This is a genomic window from Metabacillus rhizosphaerae, from assembly GCF_037201795.1.
Lineage (GTDB): Bacteria > Bacillota > Bacilli > Bacillales > Bacillaceae > Metabacillus > Metabacillus rhizosphaerae.
In genome coordinates this window covers 5,337,077-5,362,336 of sequence record NZ_CP147403.1, presented here as the reverse complement: position 1 = coordinate 5,362,336, position 25,260 = coordinate 5,337,077, and the positions used below count along the sequence as shown (strand labels likewise).

General features: G+C 35.0%; 22 protein-coding genes, 1 tRNA gene and 1 pseudogene. 20 read left to right on the top strand and 4 right to left on the bottom strand.

Annotated features, from left to right (window positions below; genetic code table 11):
* Nucleotides 1-9: 9 nt before the first annotated feature.
* Nucleotides 10-1,008, top strand: coding sequence for a DoxX family membrane protein (locus tag WCV66_RS25395; protein ID WP_338787365.1), 999 nt, complete (start codon nucleotides 10-12; stop codon nucleotides 1,006-1,008).
* 218 nt (nucleotides 1,009-1,226) lie between these two features.
* On the opposite strand, the gene WCV66_RS25390 is transcribed toward WCV66_RS25395, so the two are convergent.
* The gene (locus WCV66_RS25390; RefSeq protein ID WP_338787364.1) at nucleotides 1,227-1,664 is read right to left on the bottom strand and encodes a GNAT family N-acetyltransferase; all 438 of its coding nucleotides are present in this window, start codon (nucleotides 1,662-1,664) and stop codon (nucleotides 1,227-1,229) included.
* Nucleotides 1,665-2,030: 366 nt separating this feature from the next.
* Between WCV66_RS25390 and WCV66_RS25385 the strand changes: the two genes are divergently transcribed.
* The 19 genes and pseudogenes from WCV66_RS25385 (at nucleotide 2,031) to WCV66_RS25300 (ending at nucleotide 23,525) form a co-directional block, all read left to right on the top strand.
* Nucleotides 2,031-3,029 (top strand): TAXI family TRAP transporter solute-binding subunit, encoded by a 999-nt coding sequence (locus tag WCV66_RS25385; protein WP_338787363.1) that lies wholly within the window; start codon nucleotides 2,031-2,033, stop codon nucleotides 3,027-3,029.
* Nucleotides 3,030-3,110: 81 nt separating this feature from the next.
* A complete protein-coding gene (locus WCV66_RS25380) occupies nucleotides 3,111-3,629 on the top strand; it encodes a DUF1850 domain-containing protein (protein ID WP_066323609.1) in 519 nt (172 codons plus the stop codon).
* Nucleotides 3,622-5,598, top strand: coding sequence for a TRAP transporter permease (locus WCV66_RS25375; RefSeq protein WP_338787362.1), 1,977 nt, complete (start codon nucleotides 3,622-3,624; stop codon nucleotides 5,596-5,598). The genes WCV66_RS25380 and WCV66_RS25375 overlap by 8 nt, the downstream gene beginning before the upstream one ends.
* A gap of 192 nt (nucleotides 5,599-5,790) precedes the next feature.
* Nucleotides 5,791-5,862 (top strand) — tRNA-Val (locus WCV66_RS25370).
* A gap of 195 nt (nucleotides 5,863-6,057) precedes the next feature.
* A pseudogene (locus WCV66_RS25365) lies at nucleotides 6,058-6,206 on the top strand (recombinase family protein); the annotation flags it as partial.
* Nucleotides 6,207-6,718: 512 nt separating this feature from the next.
* Nucleotides 6,719-7,759: a substrate-binding domain-containing protein gene (locus WCV66_RS25360; RefSeq protein WP_338787361.1), complete on the top strand. Its 1,041-nt coding sequence runs from the start codon at nucleotides 6,719-6,721 to the stop codon at nucleotides 7,757-7,759.
* Nucleotides 7,695-9,572: a sensor histidine kinase gene (locus WCV66_RS25355; protein ID WP_338787360.1), complete on the top strand. Its 1,878-nt coding sequence runs from the start codon at nucleotides 7,695-7,697 to the stop codon at nucleotides 9,570-9,572. Before WCV66_RS25360 ends, WCV66_RS25355 begins: the two co-directional genes overlap by 65 nt.
* Entirely contained in the window at nucleotides 9,565-11,220 is a 1,656-nt protein-coding gene (locus WCV66_RS25350; protein ID WP_338787359.1) for a response regulator, read from the top strand. The genes WCV66_RS25355 and WCV66_RS25350 overlap by 8 nt, the downstream gene beginning before the upstream one ends.
* A gap of 123 nt (nucleotides 11,221-11,343) precedes the next feature.
* A complete protein-coding gene (locus WCV66_RS25345; protein ID WP_338787358.1) occupies nucleotides 11,344-12,432 on the top strand; it encodes a substrate-binding domain-containing protein in 1,089 nt (362 codons plus the stop codon).
* Nucleotides 12,433-12,987: 555 nt separating this feature from the next.
* Nucleotides 12,988-14,502 carry a sugar ABC transporter ATP-binding protein gene (locus WCV66_RS25340; protein ID WP_338787357.1) on the top strand — a complete coding sequence of 505 codons (1,515 nt, stop codon included), beginning with the start codon at nucleotides 12,988-12,990 and terminating at the stop codon, nucleotides 14,500-14,502.
* The gene (locus WCV66_RS25335) at nucleotides 14,499-15,476 is read left to right on the top strand and encodes an ABC transporter permease (protein ID WP_338787356.1); all 978 of its coding nucleotides are present in this window, start codon (nucleotides 14,499-14,501) and stop codon (nucleotides 15,474-15,476) included. The genes WCV66_RS25340 and WCV66_RS25335 overlap by 4 nt, the downstream gene beginning before the upstream one ends.
* 48 nt (nucleotides 15,477-15,524) lie before the next feature.
* On the top strand, nucleotides 15,525-16,532 hold the full coding sequence (locus WCV66_RS25330; RefSeq protein WP_338787355.1) for an ABC transporter permease: 1,008 nt from the start codon (nucleotides 15,525-15,527) through the stop codon (nucleotides 16,530-16,532).
* A gap of 155 nt (nucleotides 16,533-16,687) precedes the next feature.
* Entirely contained in the window at nucleotides 16,688-17,812 is a 1,125-nt protein-coding gene (locus tag WCV66_RS25325; RefSeq protein ID WP_338787354.1) for a sugar ABC transporter substrate-binding protein, read from the top strand.
* A gap of 67 nt (nucleotides 17,813-17,879) precedes the next feature.
* Nucleotides 17,880-19,118, top strand: a complete 1,239-nt coding sequence (locus WCV66_RS25320; RefSeq protein ID WP_338787353.1) for a Xaa-Pro peptidase family protein — start codon at nucleotides 17,880-17,882, stop codon at nucleotides 19,116-19,118.
* A gap of 156 nt (nucleotides 19,119-19,274) precedes the next feature.
* Nucleotides 19,275-20,513, top strand: a complete 1,239-nt coding sequence (locus tag WCV66_RS25315; RefSeq protein ID WP_338787352.1) for a Xaa-Pro peptidase family protein — start codon at nucleotides 19,275-19,277, stop codon at nucleotides 20,511-20,513.
* A 215-nt stretch (nucleotides 20,514-20,728) separates the two neighbouring features.
* A complete protein-coding gene (locus tag WCV66_RS26955) occupies nucleotides 20,729-20,899 on the top strand; it encodes an aspartyl-phosphate phosphatase Spo0E family protein (protein WP_413789619.1) in 171 nt (56 codons plus the stop codon).
* Between the two features lie 217 nt (nucleotides 20,900-21,116).
* On the top strand, nucleotides 21,117-22,052 hold the full coding sequence (locus WCV66_RS25310; RefSeq protein ID WP_338787351.1) for a DMT family transporter: 936 nt from the start codon (nucleotides 21,117-21,119) through the stop codon (nucleotides 22,050-22,052).
* Nucleotides 22,053-22,187: 135 nt separating this feature from the next.
* On the top strand, nucleotides 22,188-22,607 hold the full coding sequence (locus tag WCV66_RS25305) for a hypothetical protein (RefSeq protein WP_338787350.1): 420 nt from the start codon (nucleotides 22,188-22,190) through the stop codon (nucleotides 22,605-22,607).
* Between the two features lie 720 nt (nucleotides 22,608-23,327).
* Nucleotides 23,328-23,525: a cache domain-containing protein gene (locus WCV66_RS25300; protein ID WP_413789618.1), complete on the top strand. Its 198-nt coding sequence runs from the start codon at nucleotides 23,328-23,330 to the stop codon at nucleotides 23,523-23,525.
* A gap of 156 nt (nucleotides 23,526-23,681) precedes the next feature.
* On the opposite strand, the gene WCV66_RS25295 is transcribed toward WCV66_RS25300, so the two are convergent.
* The 3 genes from WCV66_RS25295 to WCV66_RS25285 form a co-directional block, all read right to left on the bottom strand.
* A complete protein-coding gene (locus WCV66_RS25295; protein ID WP_338787349.1) occupies nucleotides 23,682-24,251 on the bottom strand; it encodes a CBO0543 family protein in 570 nt (189 codons plus the stop codon).
* Between the two features lie 481 nt (nucleotides 24,252-24,732).
* Nucleotides 24,733-25,032, bottom strand: a complete 300-nt coding sequence (locus WCV66_RS25290; protein WP_338787348.1) for a spore coat protein — start codon at nucleotides 25,030-25,032, stop codon at nucleotides 24,733-24,735.
* Between the two features lie 2 nt (nucleotides 25,033-25,034).
* Nucleotides 25,035-25,250 (bottom strand): hypothetical protein, encoded by a 216-nt coding sequence (locus WCV66_RS25285; protein ID WP_338787347.1) that lies wholly within the window; start codon nucleotides 25,248-25,250, stop codon nucleotides 25,035-25,037.
* Nucleotides 25,251-25,260: the final 10 nt, after the last annotated feature.

Sequence of the window (25,260 nt, the reverse complement as noted above, 5' to 3'; positions counted from 1 at the left end):
GTTTCTTAAATGAAAAAATTGGTATCATTGTTGTTACTCTTGTTAGCAGTACTACTACCTCCAATGCTTACACATGCTCATGTTAAATGGTTTGCTAAAGTCGCACCTGAAAAGGTTAGTATAGAGGAGATTTTATCACCACTTTTCATTACGATTTCATTACTGTGCGCAGTTTTACTGGCTGTTTTATCTCAGGTGATGAGTAAAGTAATGGATATTCCCCTAGCATCAAGGCTGGATAAGAAGCTAGATAGTTTTCGAAAGTATTCTAGACATGTTTTGAAATATGGGACGGCTGTTTCATTTATTTTTCAAGTCTCATATGAAACGATGTTTGCTCCTGAATTTACGATTCACGATACGTGGCAAACAGTTGTGATGTGGATCATTATTATCTTTTTATTAATCCCACATCATTATGCTACAAAGATTGCCGCTTTGTTTATGTTAGGATTGTTTATTAATGTATGGAGTCAAGCAGGGTGGTTTCATATGTTAGACTACGGATTTTACTTAGCTATTATTGGTGTTTTATTAGTAGGGCGTACAAAGTTAGAAACAGTTGGTTTTCCATTTTTATATTTAGGAACGGGCCTTAGTTTATGTTGGGTAGCTGTAGAAAAGTGGGTCTATCCGATGATGACGACAGATATTATTCATCACCACAATGTTCCAACGTTTGGCTTTGATCCGGGGATCTTTGTTGTTCTCTCGGCGTTTATCGAATTTGTCGTAGGGTACCTATTAGTGGTAGGAATATTAAATAGAGTATTGGCTGTTGTTGTAACGATTCTTTTTATCCTCACTACAACAATCTTTGGTTATACAGAGGTTGTAGGTCATGCGATGATTCATATAGTCCTACTCATTTTTATTATCGAAGGGATCTCATTTTATCATCCGCCAATTAAAATTCATAAAACTAGACTTGATCAAATGATCTTTGTCTCACTGAATTTTTTGTTTGTGTTAAGTACATTTTTGCTTATTTACTATCGATTTGCATAATTTAGAAAGGCTGACTCGCCAAACTTTGTTGCTTTTAAAATAGTATTGGGTTGGTGATTGGCACTCCAGGATGCTCGCTTTCCGTGGGTCTCATCTGTCCCGCTACTCCCACAGGAGTCTCGCATATCCGTTCCAATCAACCTAATCAGTTTTGTTCAAAAACAAGAATCTTTTAGAAAAGAGCCTTTAAAAAAGACTCGGAACAAGTTGTTCCGAGTCTAAATATTTTTATACATTAATTTGTGTGGGCCGATCGGTTCGATCGTAAACACTTCACCAAATTCATGTAGACCCAATTTTTTATAATAATCACTGACTGAAATCCGCGCATTACACCACCATAGTTCAACATTCTTTTCCTTTAGTAATTCTTCACCATGTAATAGGATAGAACTACCTGCTTTTAGTTTGCGGTGATCTTGTAGTGTGGCCATTCCTCTAAGGCGATATTGAAGTTCTTCATCAAAACATGGATGCTTTTCTTTGTGAAAAGAGGCGATACTAATTAACGTCTCTCTAAAAAATGCTCCTAAGTGAAATGAGTCTATTTGATGATCATTCTCAAATTTACAAGCTTCAATCGATTGATTTGGACGTAAAACTTTATGTCTTATTAGATATGTATCTTCTGGGTTAATTTGTCTAATTACTAACATCTAATTCCCCCCACCTATTCTGCTAAAATTATACATAATTATTTTCATTATTAAAAATACGGAAAACTTTTGAAAGAATATAAGAAATTCTTATTGGTGCTATCTTGATGTTTTATATAAGATTTTTATTAAGAATCCATTTAGTTAATCTATTTCCTTACCACTCTATGCATGTACTGAAACTCTAAAACATATATACTTAAATAAGTAAGCTATTACTTGGAAATCGTTAGAAAAACGATTGAAATAGAAGAGTATGACTTAGGATATACAGATTTCAGAATCTTCACAATTAACAATTTTGTTGTTTTTTATGTTAATATAAACTTGTATAATTTTACACAAAATTACAGAGGGGGAAAATTTATGAAAAAAATTCGTAGTAGCTTTTTATTTGTAATGATATTAACACTTACGATGATTATTGCTGCATGTGGGAATGCTGGTAATGAAGATGTTGCTGGTGATGAAGGTGGAAATAGCAGCGGTGAAAAGCAAAACTTAAGTCTTCTAACTGGGGGAACAGGAGGTACATATTATCCACTTGGTGGACAAATTGGAAAAATTATCTCTGATAACACAGACGCGAATATTACACCGCAAACATCAGGTGCTTCTGCTGAAAACATGGAAACTCTAAGAGCAGGAGAGGCGGAGATTGCCTTTTCACAAACTGATATCGCAGCATATGCAATTGAAGGAAAAGAGATGTTCGAAGGTGACCCAATTGACAATATTCAAGCAATCGGTTCTATTTATCCAGAAACGGTACAGCTTGTAACTACAGAGAAAAGTGGAATTAAATCTGTTGAAGACCTAAAAGGAAAATCAGTTTCAGTAGGTGCTCCTGGATCAGGAGCATATATAAATGCCATGCAAATTCTAGAAATTTATGGCTTAACCAAAGAAGATATTAAAGCACAAAATCTTTCATTTGACGAGTCTACAGATGGAATCCAATCAGGTAATATTGATGCAGCATTTGTTACTGCGGGAACACCAACTGGTGCAGTCGAAGCGTTATCCGCACAAAATGATGTTGTGATTATTCCAATTGCTGATGATAAAATCGATGCGCTAATTAAGCAATATCCACATTATTCGAAGGATAAAGTTGCTACTGGAACGTATAATATTGAGGCTGATGTTAATACTGTAGCCGTAAAAGCAATGCTCGTTGTCACAAATGATCTTAAAGAAGACCTAGTGTATGAGATGACAAAAGCTTTATATGAGAACACTGACAAAATTACTCATGCAAAAGGTGAGTTCATTACCCCTGAAACGGCACTAGAGGGTTTAGGTGATATGGAGCTGCATCCTGGTGCAGCAAAGTATTTTGAAGAAAAAGGAATGACAGAATAAAAATTTATTAAGGAATCGATAGATCGCTTTGTGCGGTCTATCGATTTCAATTTTAAGTCTATCTTGATCGGTGGGGTATTAATGAAGAAAAGGAAGACTATTGTTGTATTACTGTGTTTTCCTCTACTACTTTTCATCATTTTTCTTCTTTTTTTTCCTTATAAACAAGTAATTGCCTTCACATACGAAGATCAAGAGAAATTACTTGCCTATTTGTCGTTAGAAAAGGTGAAAACCTTTCAAATAAAGTATACACACTCCATTCATCTCTCAGATGTGCTTGAATCGTATCGTTTATCCGACAATCAAATCAACCAAACAGAGCTTGCATACGAGGACTTTGCAGTCGGGATGCCTTCTAATGCTGAAGGTGACGAGGTATTTGAGGAAATTGATGGTACATACTATATAAAAAATATGAGTCGTTCATTCCCTTTTATTGATTTGAGAATTGGACAAGTGAGAGCGAATCATCGATTAATCTATCAGAATAAGACATATTCATTATCTAATTATATTAAACCTGGAACATGGGTCAGAATATCGCAGAAAAAAATTACGATATGGCAACAACTGAAAGGAGTGAATATTAATGGCTGATAAAGAGGAAATTAAGTATTTAACAGAAGAAGAGCAACAGGAACTAATAGAAAAATATGATCCTGAAGCAGGGACAAGGAAACTAACTGGAATATTGGGTTACATCGCTTTTTTTGGACTTCTCGCTTTTTCATTATTTCAGCTATATACAGCAGTTTTTGGAGTATTTACAGCACAAATTCAACGTACCGTCCATTTAGGCTTTGCATTATCTTTAATCTTTTTATTATTTCCAGGAAACAGAAAGAAAAGGCAGAAAGGGAAGTTTCAGATTACGTGGTATGATGGAATACTAGCTGTTTTAAGTATTGGTGTAGGTGCATATTGGCCATTATTCTTTGAGGATCTTGTCATGAGTGTTGGTCGTTTGACCACCTTGGACTTTGCAGTTGGCTTAATAGCAATCCTTCTAGTTTTAGAGGCTACTAGACGCGCAGTCGGTCTACCAATTATGATTATCGCGATTATCTTCGTACTTTATGGAATATTCGGGGAGTATATGCCAGGATTCTTATCCCATCGAGGGTTGAGCTTGGATAGACTAGTGCAGACCATGTTTTTTACAACAGAGGGAATTTTAGGGACACCATTAGCTGTTTCATCAACATTTATCTTCCTATTCTTATTATTTGGTTCTTTCTTAATTCGAACAGGAGTTGGCCAATACTTTAACGATCTTTCAATTGCAATTGCAGGGAGAAGTATTGGGGGGCCTGCAAAGGTTGCTATTTTCTCTAGTGCCCTTCAAGGAACAATTAGTGGGAGTTCAGTCGCTAATGTTGTAACATCGGGGGCGTTTACGATCCCGATGATGAAAAAATTAGGCTATAAAAAGGAATTTGCTGGAGCAGTAGAAGCATCAGCCTCAACTGGGGGACAATTAATGCCACCAATTATGGGTGCTGCAGCATTTCTCATGGTTGAATTTATTGGAAACGGGATTACCTATTGGGATATAGCTAAAGCTGCAGCAATCCCAGCCGTTCTTTATTTTGCAGGAATTTGGATTATGACGCATTTTGAGGCAAAACGACTAGGATTGCGCGGTTTAACAAAAGAAGAAATGCCAAGCCGAAAAGAAGTTTTTGGAAAGATTTATTTATTAATCCCAATCTTGGCGATTGTTTTGTTACTTATGTCGAACATTACGGTGACACATGCTGCTTTGTATTCAATTCTAATCTCAATCGTGGTTGGATTTATTAATAAAGCGGCACGTATGAAATTCATTGATATTATTTATGCATTAGTTGATGGAGCTCGTACTGCACTGGCTGTTGCAGCAGCAACTGCCGCAGCAGGAATCATTGTCGGAATCGTAACGAAAACAGGTTTAGGTCTAAAGCTAGCAAATGGTTTAATTGAATTGTCAGGGGGATATTTAATTCCAACACTTATGCTGACAATGGTGGCTGCACTCATTCTTGGAATGGGCTCACCAACAACAGCAAACTATGTTATTACCTCCACAATTGCAGCACCGGCAATGATTTTGTTAGGTGTACCAGATTTACCAGCACATTTATTTGTTTTCTATTTTGGAATTATTGCAGATATTACACCCCCTGTTGCATTAGCGGCATTTGCAGCAGCAGGCGTCTCTGGAGGCGAGCCGTTACGGACGGGAATTGAATCATCGAAACTCGCGATCGCAGCGTTTATCATTCCATACATTTTTGTTCTCTCACCAGAACTACTCATGATTGATACAACATGGTTGGAAGTCATTTGGGTTGTTTTTACAGCTATGGTTGGAATGATCGCAATTGGCGCTGGTGTTATTGGATATTGGATGAGAGCCATGCACTGGTTGGAAAGAATCCTAGCTGTCATTGTAGGTTTGCTATTAATTTATCCTGAGAGTATTTCAGATATCATAGGAATTGTTATGTTCGTGGTGTTACTCACTTTACAATATGTGTGGAAACGTAACAATACTAGTAAACCTAAAATGTCTGTACAAGCATAATGTCGAAAAAACCTGATCCTCGACACGAGGTATTCAGGTTTTTTTATTTTCTGGGAAATAAGTCGAATGATGTGAATTGTGTAGATAAAAAACGGGTGCTGTAGTCGTAATTAGAAGATTCATTTTTTAAGTGCAATATTGACTTTTATAGATCTTTTGAATATAATTTAACATGTAGTTTGATAATGTTTTGATCCGATAGTTCAGTGGGAGAACACTACCTTGACAGGGTAGGGGTCGGGGGTTCGAATCCCTCTCGGATCATCAGAGTGAAAAGCTTCAGTTCCTTGTATAGGGATTGAAGCTTTTTTTATTTTCACTTGTGCTAAAACTTTTTCGTAAAAATTTTAAGAATATTTTCTAAGATACATATAATAAGTCTTTTTTACATTTCACTGTATTATTCTTACTCTGACGATAAGTGTTATTAACACGTCTTGTGGGAAGATACTCCAGATTCAATTAGAGCGAGATCTTATCGTATGCGACAACGTGAAGGGATTGGGCTTGCCAAGAAAGAAGGAAAGTTTAAAGGCCGATTAAAGAAATATCATAAAAATCACACAGGTATGAATTATTCAGTAAAGCTATCTGAAGGGAACAAATAATCATTTCTTATTATTAAAATTAACTGAGATTGTGAAAACAATGTACTAAAAATCCGTTAATTGATATGGATCTACTTTCCAAGTTTATTTTATAGACAAAAAAAGCTAAAATATTTATAATTCTAAATATTATATGATTTTAGCTCTAAAATTATAATTCTGTCTATTTTATATAATACTAATACAACTATTTTAAAGAAGGACGGTAATTTTGCTTTTACACCAAAATTTGCGTTTAGAGATTTTATATTATAACCTATTATGTAAACGTTACCAATAAGAGTGCTAAGGATTTTACATAACATTATATATGTTATGTAAATCATGTTATGACTCTATTAGCAATTACTTTGGTTTAAAGGTTATCCCATAAAGTTATATGTAATAATCCTATGTTTGTATGCCTACTTATACCTACTACTCAAATTTAATCTATTATTAGCTTATATTAAATTTTATAAAGGAAAATAAATTTTGCTCTTATTGGAAGAGCAATTTTAGGAGAGGAACATATGCGATTAGTATTTTTTCTATTTGCTTTGATATCTATTCTAAGCGGTTGTGAAGTGGGTAATTCCCCAAAGGAAATAATATATGAGAATATGGATAAAGCAGGAAGGAGTAAAAAAATAGAACGTGATTTACAAACTAATTCCTACACAGTTGCATTAGTTCCAAGGTTTATAGCTAACTCTTCTTATTACGAAGCTGTTGAAGAGGGGGCAATAGAAGCATCTGAAAAGTTAGGCATTAAGCTGATATTTACTGGTGCACCTGTTGATGATTACCGTCAGCAGATACAAGTTATTGAAGGACTGATTAAAAAAAACGTTGATGTAATCGCAGTTTCGGCAACTGATCCTTATAAATTGCTACCTGTAATGGATAGAGCTCGTAAAGAAGGAATTAAGGTGATTACATGGGACTCGGATACGGATTCGACAGGAAGAGATTTTTTTGTTAACACGGTAGACCCTGATACACTAGGAGCAAACATAATGGATAACTTGGCAGCTCGTTTAAATGAAAAAGGAGAATATGCGATTATAACAAATAATTATTCCACTTCAAATACAAATGAATGGATTAAGACAATGAAAATACAGCAGGAAAAATACTATCCAAAAATAAAATTAATTGAAATTATGGTTAATGATGATAGCTATGAAAATTCTTATGAAATTACTAAACTTCTTATTAATAAGTACCCTAATTTATCAGCAATTGTTAGTGTGAGCCCCTTAGGAACTCCTGCCATTACACAGGCAATTATAGATTCAGGGAAAGATGATGTTGAAGTTTTGGGATTATCATTGCCTAAAGATATGAGGAATTATATTAGTGATGGAGTAATAGAAGACATTATACTATGGAGTCCCAAAAAGTTAGGATACCTTACAGTTGCTTTAGCTAATGATTTTCTTAATGGAGAATTTCCAACTGATCAACAGGAAATACCTAATATAGGAAATATACGGGTGGAAGATAATGAAGTTATTATGGGACAACCTATATTCTTTACCAAGGAAAATATTAATCAATATGATTTCTAAAATAGTAGGTTCTCAATGGTGGAGACCAAAAAATTATCAGTTAAGAATGAAATTAATCATTACCTATATTTTATTAACATTAATACCTATGACGGTGTTGGTATATTTTTCTTATCACCAGTATACAAAGTTAATTGAGGAACAAGTGGGGGAAAATATTCCGAAAATACTAGATCAGACGAACAAAAATATTGATATTCAAATGTCTGAATTAGAAGATTTGCCTAAACGTTTGTATAACTCAAATCAAGTATTATCAATTTTGAGAAAGGATACCTATTCAAATCAAGCATCTTTACAGCTTGATTATTATAAAGTAAATAGTTATCTTTCCCTCACGTATTTAACCGATAAAAGTCCATTAATAGGCGTTTTTTTATGGTCAAATGAACGTTTCTTCTCAAGTAGTATAGAACCCTATTCAGGTTTAGAGAAAAAACCAGATTTTAAAGGAAATGAATCTATTGTATTACAGGATCAAATCGACCTTCGTTTTAAGGGAAAACCATCCTTTTTTTTAATGACTAGAAAAATTGAAGATTTTGAAAATAGAAAGGAAATTGGTACGTTAGCTTACGCCGTAAATTTATCCTTCATTCAAGATATTTTAATGGATATTAATAATCAAAATAAAGCAGATATGTGGATTATGAATAGTCAAGGAAAGGTAATCTATCATACCGATCCTGAACAGAATGGATCGATAGAAAACTTGCATAATTATCCTACTATGAATGGGAGCTTTAGTTCATATGTGGATGGTGAAAAACAACTTGTAAGCGTAAGTGAATCTGAAAAATATGATTGGATAATGGTTCATCAAATTCCAATGAAACATTTAACTGGAAAGGCAGACGTAATTAAAGGAGTTACGATTTTATTTTTTGTGATTATAGGCCTGGGGACGGTTGTTATCTCGATTATTTTGGCATGGGGAGTTAGTCGTCCGATCTATAAGTTGAGCAGATTAATGAAAGATGTGGAAAAGGGAAATTTTGACGTTGATCTTAAAGTGGACACAAAAGATGAAATTGGAATATTAGCTAATAGTTTTAATTCTATGATATCGAAAATTCGAGAGCTCATTAAGGAAAAATTCCATATTGAAATTCGCCAAAAACAAGCCGAATTATATGCACTGCAATCACAGATCAATCCGCATTTTATGTACAATACGTTGGAAACGATTAGTATGGCAGTGGAGGATAATGATGATGATACAGTTATCGAAATGGTCACATTACTAGGTAAAATGCTGCGATTTTCATTAAGCAATAAAAACCGTATCGTTCCGTTTCATAAAGAAATGGAACATATTAGAAATTACTTGACTATCCAGAAATTCCGTTTTGAGGAACGATTGAGTTTTGATATTTTATCTGAAATAGATTTGAAGCAATTATACTCCCCTAAGTTCATTTTACAGCCTATTATAGAAAATTGCATAAAGCATGGTTTGGAAGCACGAAGAGGCACACTTACTATTAGGATTTATATAAGAACAGTTCCTGGAAAACAACCTGGTACGAAAGATGTCATTATAGATGTGGAAGATGACGGAACAGGAATCGATGAGAACACTCTTGAAAAGATTCATAGTCTATTAAAATCAGATCCTATTGGAAGACGGGATTCTGGATTTGGAATGATTAATGTACATGCCAGAATATTTATGTTGTTTGGTGAAAGATATGGACTAACCGTGGAAAGTGGTACTTCTAATGGAACACTTATTAAATTCCGTTTTCCTGTTATAGAAGGAGTTGATGAGGTGAAAAAATACGAAAGAAAAGAGGAATATTTCTATGAATAAAATAAAAACAATCATTGTAGACGATGAAGCAAGAATTCGTACAGGTATGGAACGATTATTACAAAGGTTTGGAGACAAATGGGACTTTGTTGGAATTTTCTCTGATGGTATTGAAGTAATAGAATTTTTAAAAGAACATCAGGTTGAATTTGACTTGTTGATTACTGATGTAAAGATGCCTGAAATAGATGGTCTAACGCTTTTAAGAGAAATTAAAAATATGAACGAAGAATATGATTTTTCTTCTATTATTGTAAGCGGATACGACGATTTTCAATTTTTACAAACTGCTATTCGAGAAGGAGCACTTGATTACATTTTAAAGCCGATAGACCGAAAGCAATTATTTGAGGTTCTTCAAAAAGTAGTAAAGCGTATTGAAGACAAAAGACAAGAAACATATAAATTGAAAGATTTAATAAAACAATCTGATAAGCTTACTTTGGTGAAACAGACTCAGTTATTCAGTGAAGCAATTTCATCTGAACCAGAAGACATCGCTACAATGTATTGGGTCAAGAATTTCCCTGAAGGCTTTTATCAGGCTTGTTATGTTAGTGTTGACGAATTTCCCTCTAAAACAAGTAAATATTCTGATGCAGACTGGGGAGCTTTTGCATATGCGACTGAAAATATCATAGATGAAGTTACCATGGAATATAAAAATTCAGGACATCAACAGCTAGGATGGTGGTGGAGGGAGGGGGGATTTCATTTTTGGGTGATACTTTTTAGTTCGAGTAAAGAAAATAACCTTCTTGAAATAGGCGATTCTTTTTCTAGAAAACTTAAATCTTGCCTAAACAAATATACACCTTTCAGTTTTTCAATTGCTCAGAGTAATCCGTTCGAAGATTTATTTATCCTTCCTGAATTAAAGAAACAATTATATTCTTTGATACGTATGAGAATGATTTATGGAGGAAATCAAATTTATTCTTCAAGTTTAAACAAAGAACTGAAAGCAACTGATGAAAACAATTGGCTTGTTGCTAATAACATGAAGGAGTCTGCAAGTAAGCTTACAAGTATGCTTGGTAGATCGGAAACATCTGAGATAGAAAAGGAATTAAGCGATTTATTTAAAAGATTCAAAAAGACACGCTCACCTTTAGAGATTCAATATTCCGTAGAATACTTAATTATTTTTATGTTCAATTTCTATATTAAAGATACAGGGTCAGGAATTGTCCACAGCGATTTGGGTGACATTTTGCAAGCTATTAAAACTGAGTCTAATATAAATCAGCTAGAAAAACTAGTAAAGGAAACAATTTTTCAAGTTCATAAAAAACAACTAGCTATTCAACAAGATCCTTCACTTACTCCAATCATGAAGGCAAAAATATGGATTAATGAAAACCTAAGCAAAAAAATTACACTTCAAGATATATCAGATTATGTCTATATGAACCCCACTTATTTTTGTCAATATTTTAAGAAACAGACTGGGAAAACAGTATTTGATTATATTACAGACCTTCGTTTAGAAACGGCTAAAGAATTGCTTCAAGAACAGAATTTAAAAGTGATTGAAATTGCAAAGTCAGTAGGATATCAAGATTCGAAGCATTTTAGCCGTTTGTTTAAGCAAAGGTGGGGAAGTCTACCTTCTGAATTCAAGAAAAAATATCAAACTAAGGTATAAGGTAAACATAAAAGTTAAAAATAGATTCTTTGGGTGCAAATTTTTATAAGTTAGTCTTAATCTACTTTAATTTATTCATATCTACAAGATTACAAAATTCATATAAAGGAGTATATAGTAAGTATGAATCTAATTAATGTAAATTCTGTTTTATTATTAGTGGTTACTTTTCTTTTGGTCTCAGCATGTGAAAGCATAGAAAAAAGTGATGAGGAGTTTTCAAAACATAAAGAGAGCGACAAAAATGCGGATGAAGGCAATTTTGAAAGTAATGCTAATGTCCCTATTGACTTTGGTGCGTTTTGTGGTGATGTTTGTCAGGAATCTCTGACTATACAAGCATCTAGAGATTCTATTGAAGGTAAAGTTGGTCTTATTGTATCTGGTTTTTTTCCATACGGTTTAGGGACAAGAAGAATGGGAGCAGAAGCGGCGAGAAAGTACTTTCCTAATATGGAACTTATCATTGGGAACGGAGATAATAACCCTGAGATACAATCCGCTATTGTAGATGATTTTATTGCTAAAAAAGTAGATGTTATTGTAATTGATTTAGTCAGAAGAAACGAAGTGAATCCTGCTTTAGATCGTGCTAAAGCTGCGGGTATTCCAATTATTACGATAGATAGATGGACACCGACCAATGTATTAACTCTCATCAAAGCTGACGATGTTGAAGTTGGTAGAAAAGCAGGACAACATATAGTGAGCTTGTTAGAGGGGAAGGGTAATGTTATTGAGATACAAGGTTCAGCCAACTCTACTACGAGCATTGACAGACACAAAGGGATTTTAGAGTCATTTATAGGTTATAATAAAATACAAATAGTAGATAGTATAAACGCTGATTTCCAGGAAGAAAAAGCAAACCATATGATGGAAGCCATTTTGCAACGTTTTCCTAATGGGAAAATTGATGCTGTTGTTTCACATGCTGACGTTATGACTATGGGCGCAATAAAAGCAATTAAAGCTGCTGGAAGAGAAAATGAAATTGTAGTAGTAAGTGTAGATGGACAAAAATCATCTTTAGAAGCAATTGAAGCAGGTGACATCGATGCTACAGTTGCATACCCTATAGTCATGCCTATGGGAATTCTTGCGGCGGCTAAAACGTTAGTTGGAGAAGCGATACCAAAATATATTGAGTTAGAAGCTCCGTTAATAACAAAAGAGAATGTAGCTTTCTATAAAGGAAAAATAGGATACTAAAACTGTGAATTCAATTAAATGAATATTTAACTATTTATATAAAGGGATACCTCAACTAAAAGTGAGGTATCCTTTTTGTTTACCAAGGTGATAAGAGTCAAGGATAAAGTCTTTTACTGGATATCATCTTTACAGAAAAATTTAGTTCTTATATTTATGGTAGAAAATTGCTTATGACTCGGATATTCGGATTGAAAAGAGAAAATGAAAAGGAAAAAGTTCTTACTTTTGAAAAAATACCGAAGTTATTTTTCCTTTTTTTACACTTATCTGAATATTACCTACCCTATCTAAATATCACCACCTTGTTAGGGCTTACATTTTTGGGTATATTTTGATCATAGACGATGTGCTAATCACTCAGGCAAATAAACAAGGATAAGAAAGACATCAAAATTGACAGTTCTTGATTAAATGAGAATAAAGGGGGTGACGAATGAAAAGATCAACCTATAATTCTGACTTTTCCTATGTGTTATATGGGTGAAAAGGAAAGGATTTTATATCTGGGTGCTTGGGCAAAAATCTATTTTAGATAGGAGTGAAAAATAACAGATGATAGTAGAAGACGATCAAGTCCTTATTTCTTTGACCGGAATAACGAAGGAATTTCCAGGTGTTAAGGCACTAGAAGGTGTATCGCTTGAAATACGTAAGGGAGAAGTGCTTGCACTGGTAGGAGAAAATGGTGCAGGTAAATCAACTTTAATTAAGATTCTTTCAGGTTTATATCAAAAGACTAGCGGAGAGATTCGAGTAAATGGAAAAGTTGTTGAAATAAAAGATACCAAACATGCGCAGGAACTTGGCATTAGTACAATTTTTCAGGAGCCTACTCTTGCACCCGAATTAACAGCAGTTCAGAACTTATACCTAGGTCGTGAAATCGTTATGACCGGTTTAAGATCGATGGACGAAAAAACCATGTATGAGGAAACTGAAAAGTTATACCGAAAGTTTTTTTCTACAGTGGAGGATCTTCATGTGCCAGTAAAAGAGCTTGGTGCATTGAAAAATCGCGTAATCGAGATAGCTAAAGCAATTTCTTTTAAAGCTTCAGTTGTCATTATGGATGAGCCAACAGCTCAGCTTGCTGACCATGAAAGGGAAGTATTATTTGATTTCATTCGAACTTTGAAGGAACAGGGTGTGTCCATTATCTATGTATCACATCATCTGCGTGAGTTGTTCCTGTTAGCTGATCGTATGCATGTAATGCGTGACGGAAAAAATGTGGCGACAGTAAATAAGAGCGAAACAAATATTGATCAGCTCGTATCAATGATGGTTGGTCGAGAAGTGTCCAATTATATTGTGAAAAAGGAAGTACCTGTCGGCGAAGAGGTTTTGCGGGTTACCGATTTAAATCGACAAGGTATTTTAAAAAATATAAATTTTAATCTCCGTAAAGGGGAGATTGTAGGCATAGCAGGACTTGCCGGATCTGGACGAACAGAGACTTTACGGGCTGTAGTAGGAGCGGATCCCATCAATTCAGGCAATGTTGAAGTGGGAGGAAAGTCCTGTAAAATAAAATCCCCAAAGGATGCCATAAAAGCTGGTATTGGCCTTCTTCCAGAGAATCGGAAAATGCATGGTGCGTTAATAGACCTATCGGTAAGTCATAATATTACGATGGCCGCTATGGATCGGATCATAGCAAATAAGCTTGTGCTTAAGAAAAAGAAAGAATCGCATATAGCTGAAGATTATGTTCAACGATTAGGAATTAAAACTCCGACAATTCATCAAAAAGTAAGGTTTTTGAGTGGAGGGAACCAACAGAAAGTTATTCTAGCCAAATGGCTCTTCACAGAGTCAAAGGTGTTAATATTTGATGAACCAACCCAAGGAATTGATGTTGGAGCGAAAGTTGAAGTGTACAATCTTATAGCAGAGTTTGTGCAAAATGGAGGAGGAGTTCTCTTGGTTTCTTCTGAACTACCGGAGCTGATGGGTCTATGCGATCGAATCTATGTCATACACAAAGGGGAATTTGTGAAAGAGTTTTCACGTGAGGAAGCCACAGAAGAGAACATAATGATGTACGCTTCAGGAGGTCATACATGATGATTAACTCAAAGGAAATTACTATTGCTAAGAACCCACTATCAATTTTTAAACGTGAAGGTATAGGAGTATTATTCATTCTAATCATAATGTTTCTCTTTTTATCTGTTTCATCGCCTACCTTCCTCTCGGTTGAAAATATTTCAAATTTACTTTTGCAATCTGTATTTGTTATGATTGTTGCTTTTGGAACTATGTTTGTCCTATCGATGGGGGGCATTGATCTATCAGTGGGATCTGTCCTTGGACTATGTGGTGGTGTCACAGGATGGCTGATGATGAGTGGTACAAACATGTGGATTGCTATATTGGCTGGGATGATCTTAGGGGCATTAATCGGAGCATTTAACGGTTTAGTCATCACAAAGCTTCGTATCTCTCCCTTTTTGGCGACGTTCGCTATGCTCTATATCGCACGAGGTCTGTTATTTCTGTTAACGTCTGAAGATCCAATTAGGAATTTGTCAACACCTGGATTTAAGTTTCTTGCTCAGGGAAGCTTTCTCGGAATACCTATGGCTGTTGTCATAACTTTTATCGTATTTGTCATATGTCACTTTCTATTTCATTCAACGAGCTTTGGACGTCGGGTTATAGCAGTAGGATCTAACAAAGAAGCGTCACATTTATCGGGGATTTCCACTGATAGTGTCAAAATTCGAGTATATGCACTCTCAGGTTTACTCGCTGCAGTAGCTGGAATTTTGCTTACTTCACGTCTTACTTCAGTACAACCATTAATGGGTGATGCTTATGAATTAGATGCAATTGCTGCTGCTGTTATTGGAGGTACCAGTATGTTCGGAGGAAAGGGTAGTGTAGTGGGGGTAGTTGGAGGTGCAGTTATACTTGCACTTGTGTCAAATGGATTGGATCTCTTAGCAGTAAATCAGTTTTATCGTTTGATCATTACCGGTTTAATTATTGTGATTGCAGTAGGCGCAGAGCGTTTTACATCAGTGAAAACCAATTAATGGAATTCGTAACTTTTTAACTAGCAACTTATAAAGGAGGGTACGAAATTGGAAAATAAAACTCAAGAATCAATTATACATCCTCAACCAAGCATATCTTCGATTCCTAATAGAATGCTGAGAATGGATAGACAGATCATAGGTCTTATCATTTTCTTAGCGATTATTATGATCGTAATGTCATTCGCCTCTGAACATTTTTTTAGCTACATCAATCTTATGAACGTACTTCAGCAATCTGCGTTCGTCATGATATTGGCATTTGGCATGACATTTGTACTTTCTACAGGTGGTATTGATTTATCTGTTGGATCTATCATCGGTATTTCAGGCGGAATGACGGCATGGTTACTTTTTAACGATGTAAATATTGTCTTGGCTATTGCAGGCGGTTTGTGCGTTGGTCTCATTATAGGTATTGTGAATGGATTTGTCATTACTAAATTAGGAGTATCTCCATTTATTGCCACATTATCTATGATGGTTGTTGCTCGAGGTATCCTATATGTTTGGACTGAGGCGATACCCTTCCGAAGTTATATGAAAAGTAATTTTGATTTCCTTGGTCAAGGACGATTTCTTAATATACAGTTTCCTATCATACTTGCGTTGATAACATTTATAGTTCTTCTATTTATCTATCGGAAAATGCGGTTTGGCCGTCACGTACTAGCGCTTGGAAGCAGTGAGGAAGCGGTAAGGATATCTGGAATTAAAGTAGATTTACTGCGAATTAAGGTCTATGCCTTATCAGGATTAATCGCAGCCATAGTAGGGATTATCCTAGCTTCCCGTCTTGCTACTGTTCACCCAGAAATGGGGAAGAACTACGAGTTAACAGCTATTGCTGCTGCTATCATCGGAGGTACCAGCTTAGCAGGGGGAAAAGGAAGTCTTGTTGGAACTGCATTCGGGGCTATTATTCTATCTTTAATTAATAACTCTTTGAATCTACTAAACGTTGACCCGTACTGGGAAACAATGGTCGTGGGTGCCATTATCCTTATTGCAGTAACGGTAAATACGTGGAGTGGAAACATTAAACAAAAACAGTAGAAAAAAGCTTTGGATTATAAAGGAAATTGTAAATGGAATTCTTTATTGACTTACCTGAAAGGAGGTGAAATAGAGTCTGTTCTGGGGTTGGCAAAAGTCAGCATTAAGCTGAATGTTCTAAAAAAAGCTTTGGGAAATTAAGGAGGTCCAAACACATGCCTTTTGGAAAATTGAACAGAAAACTAATCATTATCTTCGTCCTCATTACATCTTTGATGATTACAGGTTGTAAAAGTAATAATGATACCGCTTCTAATCAATCAAGTAACACTGAATCTAGCGGTACGGCTTATCAATGGGGCGATGAAAATTTTGAGAAGTTTGTTAGAGAAGCAGCAGAAGAAAAAACACTTAAAATTGGATTTACACCTCCAGCCGCTTCTGAATTCTACGATATTATTGAGCATGGTGCTAACACGATGATGAATGAATTAAGTGATCGTTTTGGAGTTGATATTGTATTCGAAATGTCAGCACCAAGTGAGCATCAATCTGTGGAATCTCAAGTTGCTACAATTGAGAACTGGACCGCTAAAGGGTTTGATGCAATATTAGTGAGTTCTGCAGGAGACTTTGACTCTATGAATGCTGTTTATGAGAAAGCAATGGAGCAGGGAACATCCATTTTTATGTTCAATATGCCTGCTGAAATGTGGGATGAAGAAGAATTAAAAGCAACTTCCGTTATCAGCTACAACAACCATTATCAGGCTGGTTATTTAGTAGGTCAGTATGCAGCGGAAAAACTAGAAGGAAAAGGAAAGATTCTTTTGATTTGGGGATTACCTGGACACTGGTCTACCTCACGTAAAAATGGATTTGTTGAGGCTATAGAGCAATATCCTGATATGGAAATTGTTGGTGAACAACGTGGTGACTATGTTCGAGACAAAGGCATGCAGGCAGCAGAAAACCTGCTTCAAGCAAATCCTGATGTGAATCTGATTTATGGAGAGAATGAGGAAATGGCTCTTGGAGCTGTTCAGGCTGTAGAATCACGTGGGCTGAAGTTATGGGACGGAAAAGATGGAATCATGGTTATTGGTGCCGACGGTCTTAAATCAGGTTTTGAATCTATCCGTCAAGGAAAGTTGACAGCGACTGTTAATGTTGGTCCGGTTGATATGGGACGTGAGTTTATTAAATCAGTTTTCACAACAAAAGTTCTTGGATATAGCATAGATAAAATTCAAAATGTTCCAACTGTCATTGTTGATCAAACAAATGTAGATTATGTGGAAGCCTATGCAGATTGGGCACTTAATACAGAATATAAGTAAAACAGTGGTCGCTTATTAATGATAGGATTCACAGATTATTAATATAAGAATTGAGAGGGGAAAAAGTATGATTTCAGAAGCAGCATTAAAATGGTTACCTAGTAGATTTGAAGAATTAATCCGTTATGGAGAGTTCCAAGGGCCTGGCGAAACAATCACGAATGAAGAGTACAAAGCACGCGTTGAAATTGCCAAACAAAAGATTGTAGATGAAGGTTTAGATGCTTTAATCGTATTCGGAGATTGCTACAGAATGTCAAATATCCGCTGGTTAGTAAATTATCGTACAATTGATGGCGTTTATCCACAACCGATGTTAATGTACTTAGTACCTGACCGTGACCCTGTTTTCTTCCTTCCAAGTAGTGAAATTCCTTCAGCACACGGTAGTTCTGCAATGTGTGTGTTAGGAGGAGATATTCGTGAAATTCGTTCAGAATGGGCTCCATTCCTAAAAGAACGTGCTGCAAAAGACAAACCAAAGAAAATTGGTATTAGCGGTTATACGTTCATGGATCTAGAGTTCTGGTTCCCGATTAATGATGCATTCGGTGATGCAGATGTACAACGTTCTACGATTATCGAGCAATTGAAATCAGTGAAAAATGAAGCAGAAATCGCATCAATGAAGCGTGCAGCTCGTGTAAGTAATGCTGGTATCCAAATGCTTATGGATCTATTAAGAGACAGCGAAGGAATTACCGAATTGGAAGCAACTTCTTTGGTTTACGCAGCAATGTTTGCAAATGGTGGCCATGCCATTGCTTATGACATCATGATTCAGGCGGGAGAACATACGGATGTACTCTTTAAACGTCCAACTGAACGTCCAATCCGTCGTGGTGAACTCGTTATGATGGACTACGGAATTCGCGTAAATGATTACGCTTCCGACAATGCTCGTACAATCTGTTATGGTAATGTATCAGATGAAGCGAAACGTCTAATGGAAGCTTGTTCACTTGGGTATGAAGAGTGTTTACAAAAAATCTATGCCGGTATGACAGGAATTGAAGCTGACCGAGTTATTCGCGAAGCGTTTAGAAAGCACGAGGTAGATGAATACTTAGTAGAAGTGAGTGAAGGCCGTACAGGTGCCCATGCTACAGGTATGGATCCTGAAGAAGATATTCCAGAAATCGGGCCAGGTTGTGCTAATGTTCTGGAAGAAGGACAAACCTTTGCGTATGAATTGTCGTTGATTGTTCCGGGAATTGGAGGCGTTCGTACAGAGGATCAAGTGGTTGTGCGCAAAAATGGATTGGAGCCTCTCCATACATTTAATCGTTTCTTATATGTTGATTAAGTAAATAAATTCCATGTAGGATGACTACCTTTTATAACATTTTACTTAATTGGATGAATCAAACGAGAAGCCTGCATGGAATTCTATTTAATAGATTTGTAGTGAGATAAGATTAGGGATATTTTTATAATTATTATTTGAGAGGGGAATAAAAGTATGATTTCAGAAGCAGCATTAAAATGGTTACCTGGTAGATTTGAAAAATTAATCCGTTATGGAGAGTTCCAAGGGCCTGGCGAAACAATCACGAACGAAGAGTACAAAGCACGCGTTGAAATTGCCAAACAAAAGATTGTGGATGAAGGTTTAGATGCTTTAATCGTATTCGGAGATTGCTACAGAATGTCAAATATCCGCTGGTTAGTAAATTATCGTACAATTGATGGCGTTTATCCACAACCGATGTTAATGTACTTAGTACCTGACCGTGACCCTGTTTTCTTCCTTCCAAGTAGTGAAATTCCTTCAGCACACGGTAGTTCTGCAATGTGTGTGTTAGGAGGAGATATCCGTGAAATTCGTTCAGAATGGGCTCCATTCCTAAAAGAACGTGCTGCAAAAGACAAACCAAAGAAAATTGGTATTAGCGGTTATACGTTCATGGATCTAGAGTTCTGGTTCCCGATTAATGATGCATTCGGTGATGCAGATGTACAACGTTCTACGATTATCGAGCAATTGAAATCAGTGAAAAATGAAGCAGAAATCGCATCAATGAAGCGTGCAGCTCGTGTAAGTAATGCTGGTATCCAAATGCTTATGGATCTATTAAGAGACAGCGAAGGAATTACCGAATTGGAAGCAACTTCTTTGGTTTACGCAGCAATGTTTGCAAATGGTGGCCATGCCATTGCTTATGACATCATGATTCAGGCGGGAGAACATACGGATGTACTCTTTAAACGTCCAACTGAACGTCCAATCCGTCGTGGTGAACTTGTTATGATGGACTACGGAATTCGCGTAAATGATTACGCTTCCGACAATGCTCGTACAATCTGTTATGGTAATGTATCAGATGAAGCGAAACGTCTAATGGAAGCTTGTTCACTTGGGTATGAAGAGTGTTTACAAAAAATCTATGCCGGTATGACAGGAATTGAAGCTGACCGAGTTATTCGCGAAGCGTTTAGAAAGCACGGGGTAGATGAGTACTTAGTAGAAGTGAGTGAAGGCCGTACAGGTGCCCATGCTACAGGTATGGATCCTGAAGAAGATATTCCAGAAATCGGGCCAGGTTGTGCTAATGTTCTGGAAGAAGGACAAACCTTTGCGTATGAATTGTCGTTGATTGTTCCGGGAATTGGAGGCGTTCGTACAGAGGATCAAGTGGTTGTGCGTAAGAACGGATTGGAACCTCTTCATACTTTCAATCGCTTCTTATACGTTGATTAATACAGGCCTTTAGAATAAAGGACCCATCCCCCTTATATTTATGCGGACACAGATTATCATTAATAATTACACATAAATATTTTTTTAAAGTGTAATAGTGTTTAATCTGTGTCTTTTTTTTAAGCGTTAAGTTTACGCAATTGATTTATAGGTGCTAGATTAATCACGTGATGTCTATTTGGAGAATTTTCTAATGATAGAAAGGTGATATATCAGTGATTCTGAAAAATATTTTGGAATTGAAAAAAAGTATTAATAAACACAGGAAGGATCTATATAGAATATCGAAAGATAAACGGCTCTCTGATCCGGAGGTGTTAAATTTAAGTCGTCAATTAGATGGAGAGATAGAAACTATGCAAAAATTGATGAAACAAATTCGCTAAGTCTTATAAGCAAAGGTTTTTAATTAAGTGACGACCATGTTTTGCTTTATCTACTAAATTAGGTTGACATAAAATGATGAATTCCACATGATAACATTGCATTTTAAAAAATTAAATAAATAGACTTGTAATTTTTCACTATAATCAATTTTTATAGTTGCGTCCAAAGGATGATCAAAACCATTAAAAAGGGAAGAATCGAGATTGGTGGAATTAGATGAATAAAAATATATATGGCTCGTTTCTTGTTTTGGTTTCCGCCTCTTGTTTTGGTGTAATGGGTATTCTCGCAAAATATGCTTATGCATTTAATATTAGCATAGGTACTCTCTTATTTTTCAGATTTTTCTTTGCAGCAGTATTATTTTGGTCTTGGATATTGTATAAAAAAATTCCTTATCAATTGAAGGTTAAACAAATTCCTATACTATTTATAATGGGGACTGGAGGTTACGCAGCGATGGGTATTCTCTTGTTCACATCATTTTCCTTACTACCAGTCTCATTAGCGTCTACGGTTTATTACTTGTATCCAGTGTTTGTTGTCATCTTAAATAGCTTATTGTCTAGGCAATCGTTTGAAAAATTCCAAATAGTAGTTATTCTATTTTCCTTAATCGGGCTTTACTTTATGCTCGGTGCAGATTTTAGTCAAATTAATATAATTGGCCTTATATGTGGGTTAGGTTGTGCCGTTTTGTATTCCGGTTATATTCTTCTAACTGAAAAAATACAAGCCGACATAAATCTATTTGTTAGTGCCGCTTTTGTGACAAGCTTTGCCACAATAGCATTATTTATATTTTCAATGTTTAGAGAAGATTTTACACTAGAATTCCATTCTTTGGGATGGTTTCCTATATTAGGAGTTGCGTTTTTTTCAACTTTTTTATCTATTCTAACTTTTGCGATGGGAATACAGCGTATTGGAAGTTCAAAAGCAGCGTTACTAAGTATTTTTGAACCGATTGTAACTGTATTGTTAAGTTATTTCCTGTTTCAAGAAATCCTTGCTCAAACTCAAAAATTGGGAATCGTATTAATCTTATTAAGTGCTTTATTAACTAATATCATATGGAGAAAAAATAGTTTAACAAAGAAGGATGGAAAATCAATCCTTTATGAGGTTACAACACAAAGTGATAAGAGATAAATAGTATGTTTTTATGTTTCTTTCTAATAAAAAAATGCTAAGTATTATTGAGTGAAAAATAAAAATAGGAATTTTATTTATAATAAGGGAATTCTTCTTAGTGAAATTACCTTAGAAGGAGGGAAAACTTGAAAAATGGTAGGGACAATTTCAAAAAGACTAGAGTATGTTCAATTAAAACTAGCTATTTTAAGAGAGTATTTGAAAGAGAAAGAGTATAAAGCTGTACTCTTACGAAGGCTTGATAATATTTCATGGCTAACTTGTGGTGATCTTAACGAATTACCTTATAATTTAGAAAAAGAAAAATTCGGATTACTTATTACTGAAGATCAGTTATTTCTCATCGCTAACAATCCCGAATTGTCGCGAAATATTGTTGACGAAATTGCTGGTTTGCAAATTACTGTAGTTCAATATCCTTATTGCGGAAATATCGAAAAAGAGATAAATGGAATAATCGGAAGTGAAAAAGTATCTTCTGATACTGATTTTAGTATTTATCAGACAGAAACTCAACAACTAGAGGAACTCCGTTTTTCAATATTAAGGTAGGTAACTTCATAATCTAGAAGATAAATTAACTATTAAATAAGAATTTGATATCCTAAGCAATGTAAATTTGAAGGTACAGATTATAAACGACCTCTCTCTTATAAATATTATAATTCAGAGCAGAAACACAATTGAAGAGCATCGGAGCGTAGAAGACTTAATATTGACCTTTTTAATGGGTGAAATAATATAATGAAGATTGATATGGTTGTTGGAATTATTGCAACATCTGTTTTCGTGGTTTACTGAATTGTTAGTATTTCAAAAGATTACAGGGGGTAAAATGATCTCAAACATTATTTAAGATAGTCCTTCTATAAAAGTACCTTTTTCATTAACTCATTAAAAAATCTTTATTTTATTTCATATAGTATATGGACAGGTTGTGAAAAATTTAACAGTCATAAGTTCATCTAATATTCCTGAAAGTATCTATATTTTTTATTAAGTTAAGATAAAGGTAAGTATAATGTGTAAGTTTAATTACAAAATTATCTTTACTATCATCTTTCACTACCTCCTGACAAACTCCATAACAAATATCATGCCAGATTCATCTTTTCAAATTTAATAGATTCATTCGAAATATTTTAACATGAAATGAATGTGAAAAAATTGTAAGAGTGATTGCAGCATACCAAAGGTAGTTAAGGTAGTTATTATATATTAATCTTTCGAGGAGATCCACGTATCGCAAATAATGCGAAAGTTAAATGGGGATTGAGCTGTTGGTACAAAAGTGTCACATCAAGCTGTAGATATGCTGTGCTAAAAGAAGGCAATAACTATTATGGTCAAGCAACTGTGGCTGGACAAACCTATCAAACGGCTTATATGCTAATTAAAGATAATAAAGGAGAGGCGATTGGTATTCTCTATGTAGGAGCCCCAAAAACATTTAGGGGGTTTACCTTCTGATCAATTAAATTCCTTCAATAATGGTTTATACAATCGGACTATTAATTAGAAAAGCAAGCGTCTTTTACTGTTGAACTGACAAAAATTGCAAAAATAGTGATATAAAGAATAACAAATTAAGAAAGTACCCAGATTTTATGAGTACTATACTAATCCTTATTCAGCTGAAAAATTAGGGTTATATAATTTATGAAATATCCAAGTTATACATTTGGATATTAATAGGACAAATATGTAACCGATGAATAAATGAAAGTAATTTATACTACCGTACATTCTAAAAAGACCAATATTTACTAATATCGGCTTTAAAATAAATGCAAATATAGCAGCCATTATTATAGCGTATATGTAATAATTTTTCTGATGGTTTAATGTCAATTGATAAATAAGCATGAAAGCCACTGGAACTAAGGCGGTGTCTAATGAAATGCTTGGAAGAGCAGGGATTACTTGATAAGGGTAATGCCAATAACCTCTATTTATGCCGTAAAGATCGATAAATGTAAAAAAAACATGAACGTTATACCCGAAAAAACCAATTAGAAATACTTTGCTCCGATCAATTTTGAAGTAAAGAATTATCAGGGGTACTAAAAGAATAGCAATCAGAATCCAAAATTGCCACGTAAGAGGGTTAGAGTAGTCTACCCAATAATTAATTAATGAATCAGTATTCTCTTTTCTACCATAAAGAATATTGTCAAATTCATGTAAACGATCCAATAATTGTTCCTCCTTATTTTTATTAATTATACATTTAGTATAACCCCAAAAAATTTTCCTTATTATTACTTCGTGCGAATTTGCATTGCTACGGAGTTCACAAAAAAGTAGAGGGCGGATAAAAAGACCAGTATCAAATTGAAACGGGTGAAGGTCTGGAGAAGTAACGTTTGTGTAATCCTGTTTTGTATTTATTCTGAAAAACCATCTTTGAAAGATACGCGAAAGAAAATAACTCATATACATTGTTATAAAACTCCAATAACATGACCATTTATTATACCTAATTAAGTTAATTCCTTTAGCACAGGAGAAGTTGCTGCTTAAACTGAGGAACAACTTGCTTCAATGGAGGAAATTAGCTCTTCTGCAAAAGATCTATCATCCATGGCTGATGAGTTGAATGGGCTCGTTAATCGCTTCAAACTATAATGATAATAGAGGAACTGTTTTCTTTAATAAAAATAGTTCCTCTACTAGGTTATAGGGTCGGTAAATTCATAGCTGTACTAATATTTTGTAAATTAAGTTGAATTTGTTCCTTGGTATTATAAGCATGATACCATCCTTTTGAGACCATATAGTTCGATATTTTTTCATGCATGTCAAGTGCTTCCTCTAGGTGGCGAGTAAGAGTGTGTTTAATTTCAGGCGTACCTGCTTCAGTAACTGCCATTGCATAGTTTCTAACACCACTTTTTGCTGAAATCAATAAGTCAGTGGCTATGACTTGATCAGACATTGCATTCATGCCAGTAAAATTTTCTACGATTGAGTTCATGTTTATTCATCTCCTAAATAATGCATTCCTTGTGCTTTAGATAAAATAGAAGAATATTCATCTAACTGACGACTTGATATCGTAATGTCTTGCTGCATGATGTCTTTTAACTCTTGCTCGGATACAAGAGCTCTCATCGTTTTGGACTTTGTTAAACAGGTTGTTTTAAATGAGGCTATTTCCTGAACCTCAAGCACTTCATGTAAAGCATAATCCATACTTATATTC